This is a genomic window from Streptomyces sp. NPDC002209, from assembly GCF_042890265.1.
Classification (GTDB): domain Bacteria; phylum Actinomycetota; class Actinomycetes; order Streptomycetales; family Streptomycetaceae; genus Streptomyces.
This window is the reverse complement of record NZ_JBIARX010000002.1, coordinates 54,559-68,008: the sequence shown is the minus strand read 5'-3', so window position 1 is coordinate 68,008 and position 13,450 is coordinate 54,559. Positions and strand designations below refer to the sequence as shown.

Sequence of the window (13,450 nt, the reverse complement as noted above, 5' to 3'; positions counted from 1 at the left end):
ATCACGACGCGGGACTGAGCCATTACCGATGCTGCTTCCCGACTACGTAGCGGGCTTCGGAGCCGTCAGCTTCGCCTCTGCGTCGATCGCCCGCTGCAGCGCCGCCTTGATGTCGTCCTGGGCCTTGCCGAAGGCCGCCCAGTCGCCTGCCTGGCGGGCCTTCTCGGCTGCCTCGATCGCCTTCTTCGCGTCGTCGAGGGCCGTCTTGACCGTCGGGTCCGTGGCGGTCGGGGGCGTGGTGGTCCCCTCGCCGGGCGGGGTCACCGGAGTCGTGGGCACCGTCGGCGCCTCGGCTCCGAAGACGACGTTCAGCGCCTTCTCCAGGGAGTCCTCGAACGCGGTCTGGCCGCCGTACGTCACCAGCACCTTGCGCAGCAGCGGGTACTTCAGCCCCGAACTGCGCACGTACACCGGCTCCACGTACAGCATCCCGCCGTCCAGCGGCACCGCGAGCAGGTTGCCGTACTCGACCTCGGAGTCGCCGCCGCGCAGCAGCCGGATCGACTCGGCGATCTTCGGTTCGGACTGGAACTTGCTCTGCACCTGCTTGGGGCCGTCGACCGGCTTGCTGGTCGGCAGCTTCAGGATTCTGATCTTGCCGTAGTCCGGGGTGCCCGGATCGGCGTTGACCGCCATGAAGGCGCTCAGGTTGTCCCGCTCGTTCGGCGTGAACGTCGTCGTGAGCGAGAAGACCTGGTCCTTCTCCTTCTGGTCCGGCATCTTCATCGACAGGTAGTACGGCGGGACCGCCGTGCCGGCCTTGGTCGTCGGGTCGTCCGGGACCGCCCAGGCCTCACTGCCGCTGAGGAAGGTCTGCGGGTCCGTGACGTGGTACCGGGTGAGCAGCTCGCGCTGGACCTTGAAGAGGTCCTGCGGGTAGCGCAGGTGGTCCATGAGCGGCTTGGAGATGTCGCTCTTGGGCTTGACCGTCCCCGGGAACGCCTTCATCCAGGTCTTCAGGACCGGGTCCTCGGTGTCCCACTGGTACAGGCTGACCGTGCCGTCGTACGCGTCGACGGTGGCCTTGACCGAGTTGCGGATGTAGTTGACCTGGTTCTCCTGCGCCACCACCGCGCGCTGGCTGTTGGTGAGCGAGTCCGCGGTGCTCTGGCCCAGCGTGGTGCGCGAGGCGTACGGGTAGCCGTTCGTCGTCGTGTACGCGTCGACGATCCACTTGATCCGGCCGTCGATGACCGCCGGGTACGGGGCGCCGTCGATCGTCAGCCACGGGGCGACGGCCTCGACGCGCTCCTTGGGCGTGCGGTGGTAGAGGATCCGCGAGCCGTCGCCGATGGCGCCGGAGTACAGGATCTGCGGCTCGCTGAACGCGAGCGCGTACGCCGCCCGGTTGACCGGGTTGTCGAGGTTGACGCCGGAGTCGCCCTTGTAGCTCGTCTCCTTCTCGCCCTTGTCGTCCGAGTAGTCGAGCTCCTTCTGCGGCCCGCCGACGATCGAGTACTGCTTCGTCTGCTCGCCGTAGTAGATGCGCTGCTCGAAGTCCGTGCCGAACATCCCCTTGGAGGGCAGGTCGGACTGCGTGAAGTCGGGAGCGCCGTCCTTCACGGTGGTGCCCTTGGCCGCGACCACGCCGTAGCCGTGCGTGTACTTGAAGTGGTCGTTGATCCAGTTGTTCTTCGGGATGCCGCCGATGTTCAGCTCGCGCAGCCCGATGACCGTGTCCTGGCCGCTGTACCGGTCGACGGCGAGCGTGGACGGGAAGGCGTAGTAGCCCTTGACCTGCTGGAGCTGCTGGAAGGCCGGGGAGACGATGTTCGGGTCGAGGAGCCGGACGCTGGCGGTGGTGTTGGCCGCCTGCCGCAGCTTGGTCTTGTCCTCGGTCTGCGGGACGCCCGGGTAGTCCTTCACGTCGGACTGGTCGATCCCGTAGGCGTCGCGCGTCGCCTTGATGTTCTTCTCGACGTACGGCGATTCCTTGGCCTGCTCGTTCGGCTGGACCTGGAACTTCTGCACGATCGCCGGGTAGAGCCCGCCGATCAGGATCGCCGAGAGCACCATCAGGCCGAAGCCGATGACGGGCAGCTGCCAGGTGCGGCGCCACAGCGTCGCGAAGAACAGCACGGCGCAGATGGCGGCGATGGCGACCAGGATCGTCTTCGCCGGCAGGTACGCGTTCGCGTCGACGTAGCGCAGGCCGGTCCAGTTGTCCGCGGCCTTGAAGTCGCTGGACTTCACGGCGAGGCCGTACCGGTCGAGCCAGTACGCGACCGCCTTCAGCGTCACGAAGAGGCCGAGCAGCACCGACAGGTGCCCGGTCGCCGCGGCGGTGGCGCGGGCGCCCGGGCTGGTCACGCGCAGCCCGCCGTACAGGTAGTGGACGACGACCGCGGCGATCACCGACAGCACGACCGCGGCGAAGCCGAAGCCGAGCAGGAAGCGGTACCAGGGCAGGTCGAAGGTGTAGAACGACACGTCCAGGTGGAACTGGGGGTCCTTCTGCCCGAAGGGCACCCCGTTCACGTACATCAGCCAGGTCTTCCACTGGCCCGCCGCCGAGGCACCCGCGATCATGCCGACGAGCGCCGCGATCCCGATGAGCAGCCACTTCTTGTACGGGGCGACGCTCATCCGGTAGCGGTCGAGGCTCTGCTGCTCCATCGACATCGCCGACAGCGGCGGCCGCAGCCGGTACGCCAGCCAGATGTTCAGCCCGACCGCGCCCGCCATCAGCAGGCCGAAGACGGCGAAGAGGCCGATCTTGGTCCACAGGGTGGTGGTGAAGACGGTGGAGTACTTCACGGAGCGGAACCAGAGCCAGTCCGTCCAGAAGCCCGCGAACATGATGAACGCCATGCCGAGGACGGCCAGGACGCCCAAGGTCATCAGAAGAGTTCGGGCACGCCGGGAGGGGCGGCCGACTCTCATCCGTGGCCCGGAGGGGCCTCCGCCGCGGTCCGGCATCTGGAAAGCCAAGGTGCGCACCTCGAAAGTCGCTGAGTCTCGTTGCGGAACATTTCAAAAGCTGGGCCGATGGTAGGGCCCACTCATGCAACTTACTGAGGCTTTAGTCAGTTCCCGGTATCGGGTGGAAAGGAGGCAGGATGTTGTCCATGTCCAACCTTTCGCCTTCCCCGGGCGGCACGCCGATGGCCGCCACCCCCCTGACGCGTGCCGTCCTCGAGATCGACGAGTACGCCTCCACCCTCGGCTGGGACAAGCCCGCCCGGCTCTTCGCGCTCGTCGACACCGCCAGGCTCCGCAAGTCGGAGCCCCGGCTCGCGAGCCAGCTCGGCCTCGACCAGGACGACGCCGGAAAGAGCCAGCTCACCCCGATCGAGCAGGACGAGGTGCCGAAGGGCACGCCGCTGGACAAGTTCCTGGGGACCATCGCCTGGCCCCCGTCGATCGTCGGCTGCGCGCTGACGGTGGAGCGGCTGATGCTGCCGCCGTCCGCGGAGGCCTCCGTACCGGAGGGGCTGAGCGACAAGCAGCTGGCCAAGTGGGTCGCCGCGCACCCGGACCGGCAGGAGGTGCGCCTCACCGTGGGCGTGCTGCGCGACGGGGCGCGGGAGTCGGCCGTACGCCTGCGCGAGAAGGACTCGTCGACCGAGGTGCTGACCGGCGCGAGCCTGGTCCCGGGCCTGGCCGACGCGCTGGCCGCGACGTTCCTGGACTGAGCGGGTCCGGCCCGCTCGTCCGCTCGTTCTCGGGCGGGGGGGACAGGTCAGGACTTGCCGCACTGCGGCAGCCCGGCCGTGTCCCCCTTGCTGATCTTCTCCAGCGCCTTCGTGGCGTCGTCGATGGTGGCGACCTTCACGAGGGTCAGGCCGTCGGGGACGTGCTGGGCGGCGGAGGAGCAGTTCTCGGCGGGCGTCAGGAAGTACTCGGCGCCGGCCTGGCGGGCGCCGATCGTCTTCATCTGGATGCCGCCGATGGGGCCGACCTTGCCCGCGTCGTCGATGGTGCCGGTGCCCGCCACGAACTTGCCGCCGGTCAGATCGCCCGGGGTGAGCTTGTCGACGATGCCGAGGGCGAACATCAGGCCCGCGCTCGGGCCGCCGACGTCGGCGAGCTTGATGTCGATCGTGAACGGGAAGGTGTGGTCGGTGCCCGCCCGGATGCCCACGATGGCGTGCCCGTCGCCCTCCGCCTTGGCGGTGGTGATCACGATCTTGGTCGACCCGGTGGGCTCGCGGTGCGCCTTCTCGGCCTCGGCCGCCTCGGCCGTGGGCACGATGGTGAACTCGACCGGCTCGCCGGCCTTGTGCTTGGTGACGAGCTTGGCCACGTCGTCGGGGCCGACCACCGGGCTGCCGTCGACGGCCCGGATCACGTCACCGGCGTGCAGCTTGCCCTCGGCGGGGCTGCCCTTGACCACGGTGGAGACCACGACGCGGGTGGTGACCCCCGGCGTGCCCAGCTGCTTGAGGGCCGCCACCTTGGCGCTCTCCTGCGACTGGCTGAACTCCTCCGCGTTCTCCTGGGTGGACTGCTCCTCCGTCTTCCCGTCCGGGTAGAGGTTCTCGTGCGGGACGACGATGTTGTCGTCGGACAGCCAGCCGTAGACCGCCTCGAGCAGGTTCATGTCGTAGTCGGCGCCCGTGACGCGGACCGTCGTCATGTTGAGGTGCCCGCTGGTCGGGTACGTCTTGTGGTCCGCGATGCTGATGACGGGCTCGCCGCGCGAGTCCCCGAGCGTGTTCACCGTCGGGCCCGGGCTCATTTCCGAGTACGGGACCTTGATGAACACCCCTGCGCAGAGCAGCGCGAACAGCATGAGGGTGGAGGCGAGCATCGTCGCAGTGCGGCGTGGCATGGATCGACAGTACGGGACGGCCCTGACGGGCGGCCGCCGGGGCCGGTCCGTACGGGAGCCGCACGCGGAACTCTCAGCGGATTCTCAGGTGGTCTGGGGGCCTCGCCCGGGACGCGTCACACCGCGTCGGAACCGGAATGGGCCGCTGCCTTCGCCCTGGCCTGATCGGCCTTGTCCATCGCTTCACGGAACCTCGCGTAACCCGCGAGTTCGGATATGTCACCTTGAGTGCGGTCGCGTGCCGCCCAGCTGCCCCATATCGCCGCTCCGATCGCGGCGAACAGCGGAATCAGCAACCACGCCAATGACGCCATGGACGTGCCTCCCTGCCCCGAAAGTACGTGTCGTTGGTGGCTTCAACGCTCGTGCCCGGGAGGGGGTTACGCAAATCGAGGGCGTGTTGCGCGGCCGAACGGGTGGGACAGTACCGGTACGCGAAAACCTTCCCGCGCCCGGGTCCCCCCACCTGATCGGCGGGGACGCTCAGCAGGCGCCGACCCATTCCTCCGTGCCGTCGGAGAAGGTCTGGTGCTTCCAGATCGGGACCTCGTGCTTGAGGTCGTCGATCAGCATCCGGCAGGCCTCGAAGGCCTCGCCGCGGTGCGGGCAGGACACGGCCACGATCACCGCGAGGTCACCGACGGACAGGTCGCCGATGCGGTGGACGGCGGCCAGGGCGCGGACCGGGTACTTGGCCACCACGCGCTCGGCGACGCGGCGCATCTCGGCCTCGGCCGTCGGGTGGCAGGAGTAGCCGAGCGCGTCGACGTCCGCCCCGCTGTCGTGGTTGCGCACCGTTCCGACGAAGAGCGTCGTGCCGCCCGTCGCGTCGTCGCCGACGGCCGTGAAGACCTCGTCGATCGAGAGCGGGGTCTCACGGATCTCGAGCAGCCGGATCGGGTCCGGGGCGGCCTGCTCGCCGGGGTGGTCGAAGTGCGGTGCCATGCAGCCATCGTGCACCACCGCTCTCACTTCGCGATATAGCCGATTCGACCGGCTGTACGACCTGCGGATATGGAGCCTCCTACAGGGCCTCCGCCCACCGGGCCGAGGAGAACAGCCCCGGGGCGTCCGGCAGCACGACCCACCGCACCCGCAGCGGTGGCCTGCTCGCGGCGCGGCCGTCCGCCCCCGGGCCGGGAGACGGGGCCACGGCCCGGGGCGCGAGCCAGGAGCCGGAGGCCGTGCCCGGGCCGGGACCCGGCCACGGAATGGGCGGGTCCGGGGTCAGAGGCCCCTGCGGCGGCGGGCGGCGCGGACCACTGCCGCGGCGCCGAGCAGGGCCACCGTCGCGCCCGCGGCGCCCGCTGCGGTGGCGTCCTTGCGGCCCAGGCGGCGGCCCGCGACCGTGTGCCGGCCCGCGACCTCCTGGAGGAGCTCGGCCAGCACCTCCTCGTTGGTCCAGCGCGGCCGCCAGCCCGCCGCGTGCAGCGCGCTGACGCTGACCACCCACGGGTGCATCGTGTACGCGAGGTCGCCCGCCGGGGACGGCGTCAGGCCGATCCGGTGCAGGCGGGCCGCCGCGCCCAGCGCGACCGCCGACGGGAGCTCCATGCGGCGGATGCCGCTCAGCTCCTCGACCTCCTCCTGCTCCAGCCAGCCCTCGCAGCCCACCGCCAGCTCGCCCTCGACCTTCTCCAGCGCGGCGTATTCCAGCGCGCTGACCAGGTCCTCCACGTGGCAGAACTGCCAGGTCGGCCGGGATCCGGCCACCACCAGCAGGCGCGGGGACTCGAAGTAGCGGGTCAGGGCGGTGTCCGTGCCGCCGACCAGGACCGCGGGGCGGACCACCGTGACGTTCAGACCGGGATGGGCCCGGGGCGCCCGGCGGCCCAGCCGCTCGATCTCCAGCAGGTCGCCGACGCCGGTCGCCTCGGCCGTGGCCCGCAGCTCGGAGTCCTCCGACAGCGGGATGTCGTTGTCCGGCAAGGCCCCGTAGACCATCGCCGAGGTGCACAGCACGACCCGGTGCACCCCCGCCGCCGCGGCGGCCGTCAGTACGGTCTGGGTCCCGCGCACGTTGTACGCGGTACGGGCCGCCGGGTCCGTCTCGAGGTCGAGGTCCAGCGCCAGGTGCACGACCACGTCGGCGCCGCGCAGCTTCTCGGCGATGGCGGGGTCCCGTACGTCCAGGACGTGCCACTGCGCGGCCGCGCAGTCACCGCGCCGCTCGTCGATCGCCACGACCTGCTTGACCTCGTCGGAGGCGGCCAGGCGGGCCACCAGGGCCGCCCCGACCCCGGAGGCGGCCCCGGTCACCGCGATCACGGGGCCTCGTGCCGGCTGGTTTCGCGGCTGGCGAACGCCATGGGCGCTCTCGCCGTGCTCAGGGCGGTTTTCGGCGTCGTGCGGCGCGCGAACCTGCGGATCTGGGGAACTCACCAGGCGTCTCCAGCGGTTGTCTTCAGTAGGGACGCGCCGTGACGCGTACCTACCAGGTGATGTCCATCCTGCCGCAGCCCAGGAGTCGGCGGAGCACCGAGCCCGGAAGCGGGTGTGGTGTCTACGCTGGGTGGTGTTGTCGGACCATTTCCCGTCGGCCCTTGCCGGCGGCCCTACGAGCCGAGGAAACCCGTGAGCGACACCCCATTCGGATTCGGCCTTCCGCCGGAGGAGCCGGAGAACGGCGACGAGGGCAAGAAGAAGGGCAATCAGGGCGGTCAGGGCGGCCCGAATCCGTTCGGGTTCCCGGGCATGGGCCTGCCGGGCGGCGCCGGCGGCCCCGGCGGCGCGGACAATCCGTTCGCGGCGATGTTCGGTTCGATGAACCCGAACGACCTGGGCGCGGCCTTCCAGCAGCTCGGCCAGATGCTCAGCTACGAGGGCGGTCCCGTGAACTGGGACATGGCCAAGGACATCGCCCGCCAGACCGTCGCCCAGGGCACGGCGGACGGGGTGAAGGACACGAGCGTCGGCGTCGCCGAGAAGTCGGCCGTCGAGGAGGCCGTGCGCCTCGCCGACCACTGGCTGGACGGGGTGACCTCGCTGCCCTCGGGCGCCACCACGGCCGTCGCGTGGAGCCGCGCCGAGTGGGTCGAGGCGACCCTCCCGGTGTGGAAGGAGCTCGTGGACCCGGTCGCCGAGCGCGTCGGCGCGGCCATGGGCAGCGTGCTGCCCGAGGAGATGCAGGCCATGGCGGGCCCCCTCCTCGGCATGATGCGCTCGATGGGCGGGGCCATGTTCGGCCAGCAGATCGGCCAGGCCGTGGGCGTGCTCGCGGGCGAGGTCGTCGGCTCGACCGACATCGGCCTGCCGCTGGGCCCGGCCGGCAAGGCCGCCCTGCTGCCGCTGAACATCGAGGGCTTCGGCAAGGACCTGGGCGTCCCCGCCGAGGAGGTGCGGCTGTACCTGGCCCTGCGCGAGGCGGCCCACGCCCGCCTCTTCGCGCACGTGCCGTGGCTGCGCTCGCACCTGCTCGGCGCGGTCGAGGGGTATGCGCGGGGCATCAAGGTCGACACCTCGAAGCTGGAGGACGTCGTCGGCCAGCTCGACCCGTCGAACCCGGAGCAGCTGCAGGAAGCCCTGCAGGGCGGCATGTTCCAGCCGCAGGACACCCCCGAGCAGAAGGCCGCGCTGGCCCGCCTGGAGACGGCGCTGGCGCTGGTCGAGGGCTGGGTGGACGCGGTCGTGCACGAGGCGGCCAAGCCCCGGCTGACCTCGGCGGACGCCATGCGCGAGACCATGCGCCGGCGGCGCGCCTCGGGCGGTCCGGCGGAGCAGACCTTCGCGACGCTGATCGGGCTGGAGCTGCGCCCGCGCCGGCTGCGGGACGCCTCGCGGCTGTGGGCCTCGCTGACCGACGCGCGCGGCGTGGACGGCCGCGACGGGCTGTGGGAACACCCGGACATGCTGCCGACGGCCTCCGACCTCGACGACCCGGACGGGTTCGTGCACCGCGAGCAGCTGGACTTCTCCGAGATCGACAAGATGCTCGGCGAGGCGGCGCAGAAGCGCGAGCAGGGCGAGCAGGGCGAGCAGGGCGACGGCGATTCCGACGGCGAGGGTGAAGCGAAGAAGTGAGCCTGTACGACGACGCAGTGCTGGTCCTCAAGGAGTACGAGGGCCAGAGCGAGCTGCGAGACCTCTATCTGGAACACCTGGCCGAGCACCCCGACGGGGTCTACAAGCCCTGCCAGGCCGGGCACATCACCGGCAGCGCGCTGGTCGTCGACCCGGCGGGCGGGCGCGTCCTGCTGACGCTGCACAAGAAGCTGGGCATCTGGCTCCAGATGGGCGGGCACTGCGAGCCCGGGGACACCACCCTCGCCGGGGCCGCGCTGCGCGAGGCCGTCGAGGAGTCGGGCATCGCGTCCGGTCTGGCCCTGCTGCCGGGCGGGCCCGTACGGCTGGACCGGCACCCGATCCCCGCGCCGTGCAACTGGCACCTGGACGTGCAGTACGCGGCGCTGGCGCCGGCCGACGCGGTGGCGGAGATCAGCGAGGAGTCCCTGGACCTGCGCTGGTTCCCGTACGAGGAGGTGGCGGCGGTGGCCGACACCTCGGTCGTCCGGCTGATGGAGGCCACCCGGGCTCGGCTCTGACGCCCCGGAACGACGGAAGGGGCGGCCCCGCATCCGCGGAGCCGCCCCTTCCGTATGCCCTGCGGCGCGCTAGTTCCAGGCGTTGTTCTGGTTCTGCGCGTGGGCGCCGTGCTGGCCCATGCCGTACTGCGCGGCGAGGCCCTGTCCGAGCTGGGCGTTCTGCGGCGGCAGCACCTCGCTCGGCTGCACCAGCGCGAAGCCGGTGCCGAGGAAGCTGAGCTCCCAGCCCTCGCCCGTGTTGCCGCGGCGCCGCCAGACGCCGGTGGAGTGCGTCTGGGCCTGCATCTGCACGCGCAGCGAGGTGGACCAGGCGACGATCGCGTCCGCGTCGGCGTTGACGTACTTGTCGGGCGTGACCTGCATCATCAGCGGCTGCCCGGAGGTCATCAGCGCGACCTTGCCGCGGCCGGAGATGTTGAGCTGGTACTTGCCGGAGCCGGAGATCCCGTACTGGCTGTCCACCGCGATGGCCTCGGTATGCAGGGTGGAGTCCAGGGCCAGCACGTAGCTGCTGTCGACGGTGAGGCCGTCCTGGTCCACGTCCACGACGTGGACGTACTGGGCCAGGTTGGCCAGGTAGACCGTGCCCTGCCCGGAGCAGCGCATCAGGTCGAGGCCCTCCCCGGTGCGGGCGCGGGCGGTGCGCTGGGTGGTGCTCTGGTACTCGCCGTCGAAGTCGATGATCCCCTGGTAGGCGACCATCGCGCCCTTGCGGGCGAGTACGTCGTCGGAGCCGGTCAGGGTGACCCGCAGCAGCTGCGGGTTCTGGACGGCGTACCGCTCCTGGGACTGCTGCTCGGCGTGGCCGAAAAGTGAGCTCTGCATGATGTGTCCGCTCCCCCTCAGCCCCGGGTCCGGAGCCGGTCGGTGCTGTCCTCGCTGGGCTGTACGACGACGATGCCCTGGCCGGAGAAGGCCATCTGGTAGGCCTCCCCGCTGCCCCGGCCGATCATCGACGAGGCCTTGAAGCTGCGCTTGCCCTTCACCTTGAGGTTCGGGGACCAGGCGACGAGCGCGTCGGGGTCGACGTACGTCTCGTCCTCGCCGCGGCCGCAGTCGACCACGATCGGGGTGCCGCGGGAGGTGATCGCGACCCAGCCGGTGCCGGCGACCTGCACGTTGAACAGGCCCTGGCCGGCGAACTTGGCCATGCCCTTGACCCGCTCGACGCCCCACTGGAGGTGGGCGTCGAAGGCGAGCAGATTGGTGCCGTTGACCGAGAGCGCGTCGTTGTTGAGGTTGATCACCACGACGTCGGCGCCGTAGTCCGCGAGGTAGAGCAGGCCGTCGCCGGTGCACTTCATCAGCGGGGCGCCCTCGCCGGTCAGCCACTGCGAGGCCATCTGGCGCAGGGCAGGCGGGTTGGGCTCGTACTGGACGAAGCCCTCGTACGCGACCATCGATCCGGTGCGAGCGAAGAGGTCCTGGCCGCTCTGCATGGCGACCTTGAGCATGGCCCGGCCGTGGTTCTCCATGCGGGCCGTGACGGGGGTGGGGGCGTAGCCCGCGAGCTGCTGGTTCATTGCGTTCATGACGGGCTCCCTCAGACCTCGTACGGCTGGACGACGATGAAGTTGCCGGGAGCGCCGCGGAACTGGAGGTTCACGGTCTCCCCGCTGTGGCCGGGGTAGGCGTTGCGCCGCAGCCGGACCTGGCTGGAGACGATCACCTGCGAGGCCGCGGACCACGCGACGATGGCGTTGCTGTCGGCGAAGGTGGTCGGGGTGACGGGCAGCACGACCGGCGTGCCGTGCGTCTTGACGATCACCGTGCCGGAGCCCTGGAACAGCATGGTGAACAGGGCGCCGCCGGGGATGCCGTGGCCCTCGATGCGGCGGACCTCGTGCTGGAGGGACTCGTCGAAGGCGAGGACGCTCTCGGCGGAGACGCAGATTCCGTCGCCCTGGAGCTCGATGGCGTGCAGGTGCGCGCCGTTCTCGGCGAGGAAGACCTGGCCGCGGCCGCTGCAGCGCATCAGCTGCATCTCCTGGCCGGTGGCGTTGCCGACGATGCGGCCGGCGAAGCCCGCGCCCTTGTAGCTGAAGTCGACCTTGCCCTGGTAGAGGACCATGCTGCCCTGGCGGGCGAGGACGGGCTGGCCGCCCATCGCCAGGTCGACCCGCATGAGCTGCTGGTTCTGCGAGGTCCAGCGCGTGCCGGTGGGTACTTCCTTGTACGGCTGGAGGGCGGCGGCGAGGCCGGCGCCGGCGGCCTGCGGGGCGCCCTGGCCGTAGCCGGGCTGCTGGCCGGGGACCTGCCCGGGAGCCTGGCCGTACGGGGGCGGCTGCTGGCCGGGGACCTGGCCGTAGCCGGGGGCCTGCTGGCCGTACGGCGCGGGGGCCGGGGCCGGCGGCGGGACCTGGCCGCCGTAGCCGGGCACCTGGCCGTACGAGGGCTGCGGCTGCTGGCCGTACGAGGGCGGGCCGGGCGGCTGCGGGGCGTGCGGCGGCTGGCCGTACGGCGCGGGGGCCTGCGGGGTGGCGATCGGGCCGACCATGGTCGGGGCCGAGTGCACCGGGGCGGGCGCGGCGGGCTGCTGGTACTGCGGGGCGGGCGCGGGGGCCGGGGCCGGCTGCGGGACGTGCGGGGGCTGCGGGGCCTGGACCGGGGCGCCGAAGGACGGCGCCGGGGCGGCGGCCTGCGGCGGCGGGGCGAATCCCGGCGCGGCGCCGGACTGGGCCTGGGCGGGGGCCTGCGGCTGCTGCTGGGCCGGTGCCTCGTCCTCCTCGGCGACTTCGCCGCCGAAGTTCTTCAGCAGTGCGGCGAGCCCGCCGTCGAAGCCCTGGCCGACGGCGGCGAAGCGCCATACGTCCTTGAGGTAGAAGTCGCCGAGCATCACCGCGCGCTCGGTGCTGAACTCCGCGCCCGTGAAGGAGTACCGGACGACTTCCTCGCCGCCGGCCACGATCCGGAGGTATCCCGGGCCGATCTGCGACATCTGCCCGGCGCCGTCGATCGTGGCGGTGAAGGACAGCTTGTGGATGCTCGCCGGAACGCGGTCCAGCGTCACCCGGAAGGACTCGGTGTCGCCGGCCTGGGCGCCGAGCTGCTGAATGGACTCCTCGGGCGACTTCGGCTGGTTGTAGAAGACGAAGTAGCGGTCGTCCGACAACTGCTCATTGGCGTCGAGGCCGAAGCAGCTGATGTCGAAGGCGAGTCCGGGGCCGGCGATCTGGACGCCCACGTACAGATCGGTGCCTGCCGTCAGATCGCTGATCTTGGCCTTGTGACCGCGTTGGAATTCCCTGGCCATACGTAACGACCGTCCCCCATCCCGACAGTGAAATGCGTGCCGCTCAGGCTAGCCGCATCTGCCGACATCCGGCCAAGCCGGTACCGACCCGGTACATATCGATACCTCCGCGCCCGGGGATGCGCGGGCGGGGTCATTCCTCGCGGGCCGCCGGGACCTTGGGGAGGCGCTCGGCGGCGACCACTCCCTCGAGGTAGCCGCGGGCCCGCTCGGTGCGCGGGTAGGCCTCGAGCAGTTCCCAGAAGCGGGGGCCGTGGCCGGGCACGAGCAGGTGGGCGAGTTCGTGGAGCAGCACGTAGTCGACGACGTACTCCGGCATCCCCTGGAGGCGGTGCGAGAGCCGGATGCTGCCTTCGGCCGGGGTGCAGGAGCCCCAGCGGGTGTTCTGGTTGGTGACCCAGCGCACCGAGCGGGGGCGGGCACGGGCGCCGAAGTACTGCTCGGACAAACGCTCGGCGCGCTCGGTGAGTTCCGCGTCCCCCAGGGTGCGTCTGCTCTCCTGCGCGGCCAGTTTGTCGAGCATGACCCCCACCCAGCGCTGTTCCTCGGCCTCGGACATCCGGGCAGGGATGAGGACGACCGTACGGTCACCCTCGCGATAGGCGGATACGGTCCTGCGGCGGCGCGCGCTCCGGCGGACTTCGACGGCGCGCTGCTGTGGGTCGGCGGACACGCCCAAGACCGTACCCGCTCGCCGTCGCGGAAGTCGCCCTGCTCCACGGTTCGAACATGATCGATTCGGAGCCGGTACAGGAAACAGCCTTTTTCTCCATCTCATATGCCTAATAACCCTTGCCTGTGGACAAATGCGCGCACGGAATGCGGCGGGCGGGCACTCTGCGGGGGACGGGAAAGAGACGGAGTTCGCACGAGGGGGGAAGG

General features: G+C 70.9%; 12 protein-coding genes. 3 read left to right on the top strand and 9 right to left on the bottom strand.

What is annotated here, in order from left to right; translation table 11 throughout:
- Positions 1-42: 42 nt before the first annotated feature.
- Positions 43-2,919, bottom strand: a complete 2,877-nt coding sequence (locus ACFYXK_RS05165; RefSeq protein WP_389410235.1) for a UPF0182 family protein — start codon at positions 2,917-2,919, stop codon at positions 43-45.
- Positions 2,920-3,059: 140 nt separating this feature from the next.
- Between ACFYXK_RS05165 and ACFYXK_RS05160 the strand changes: the two genes are divergently transcribed.
- A complete protein-coding gene (locus tag ACFYXK_RS05160) occupies positions 3,060-3,635 on the top strand; it encodes a PPA1309 family protein (RefSeq protein ID WP_389409897.1) in 576 nt (191 codons plus the stop codon).
- 47 nt (positions 3,636-3,682) lie between these two features.
- Here ACFYXK_RS05160 and ACFYXK_RS05155 read toward each other — a convergent pair whose 3' ends face one another.
- The 4 genes from ACFYXK_RS05155 to ACFYXK_RS05140 all read right to left on the bottom strand — a co-directional run bounded on the left by ACFYXK_RS05155 (position 3,683) and on the right by ACFYXK_RS05140 (position 7,156).
- Positions 3,683-4,774, bottom strand: a complete 1,092-nt coding sequence (locus tag ACFYXK_RS05155; protein WP_389409896.1) for a PDZ domain-containing protein — start codon at positions 4,772-4,774, stop codon at positions 3,683-3,685.
- 116 nt (positions 4,775-4,890) lie between these two features.
- A complete protein-coding gene (locus ACFYXK_RS05150) occupies positions 4,891-5,088 on the bottom strand; it encodes a hypothetical protein (protein ID WP_266663975.1) in 198 nt (65 codons plus the stop codon).
- 169 nt (positions 5,089-5,257) lie between these two features.
- Positions 5,258-5,719 carry a molybdenum cofactor biosynthesis protein MoaE gene (locus ACFYXK_RS05145; protein ID WP_389409895.1) on the bottom strand — a complete coding sequence of 154 codons (462 nt, stop codon included), beginning with the start codon at positions 5,717-5,719 and terminating at the stop codon, positions 5,258-5,260.
- 282 nt (positions 5,720-6,001) lie between these two features.
- Positions 6,002-7,156: an SDR family oxidoreductase gene (locus ACFYXK_RS05140; protein WP_389409894.1), complete on the bottom strand. Its 1,155-nt coding sequence runs from the start codon at positions 7,154-7,156 to the stop codon at positions 6,002-6,004.
- 192 nt (positions 7,157-7,348) lie between these two features.
- Between ACFYXK_RS05140 and ACFYXK_RS05135 the strand changes: the two genes are divergently transcribed.
- Positions 7,349-8,794: a zinc-dependent metalloprotease gene (locus ACFYXK_RS05135; RefSeq protein WP_389409893.1), complete on the top strand. Its 1,446-nt coding sequence runs from the start codon at positions 7,349-7,351 to the stop codon at positions 8,792-8,794.
- On the top strand, positions 8,791-9,315 hold the full coding sequence (locus tag ACFYXK_RS05130; RefSeq protein WP_389409892.1) for an NUDIX hydrolase: 525 nt from the start codon (positions 8,791-8,793) through the stop codon (positions 9,313-9,315). Before ACFYXK_RS05135 ends, ACFYXK_RS05130 begins: the two co-directional genes overlap by 4 nt.
- Before the next feature lie 69 nt (positions 9,316-9,384).
- Here the strand turns inward: ACFYXK_RS05130 and ACFYXK_RS05125 are convergent, their stop codons facing one another.
- The 4 genes from ACFYXK_RS05125 to ACFYXK_RS05110 form a co-directional block, all read right to left on the bottom strand.
- On the bottom strand, positions 9,385-10,140 hold the full coding sequence (locus tag ACFYXK_RS05125) for an AIM24 family protein (protein WP_389409891.1): 756 nt from the start codon (positions 10,138-10,140) through the stop codon (positions 9,385-9,387).
- 17 nt (positions 10,141-10,157) lie between these two features.
- Entirely contained in the window at positions 10,158-10,838 is a 681-nt protein-coding gene (locus ACFYXK_RS05120) for an AIM24 family protein (protein ID WP_030291234.1), read from the bottom strand.
- Between the two features lie 20 nt (positions 10,839-10,858).
- Positions 10,859-12,568 carry a TerD family protein gene (locus ACFYXK_RS05115; RefSeq protein ID WP_389409890.1) on the bottom strand — a complete coding sequence of 570 codons (1,710 nt, stop codon included), beginning with the start codon at positions 12,566-12,568 and terminating at the stop codon, positions 10,859-10,861.
- Positions 12,569-12,701: 133 nt separating this feature from the next.
- Positions 12,702-13,346, bottom strand: coding sequence for a M48 family metallopeptidase (locus tag ACFYXK_RS05110; protein ID WP_389409889.1), 645 nt, complete (start codon positions 13,344-13,346; stop codon positions 12,702-12,704).
- Between the last annotated feature and the right edge of the window lie 104 nt (positions 13,347-13,450).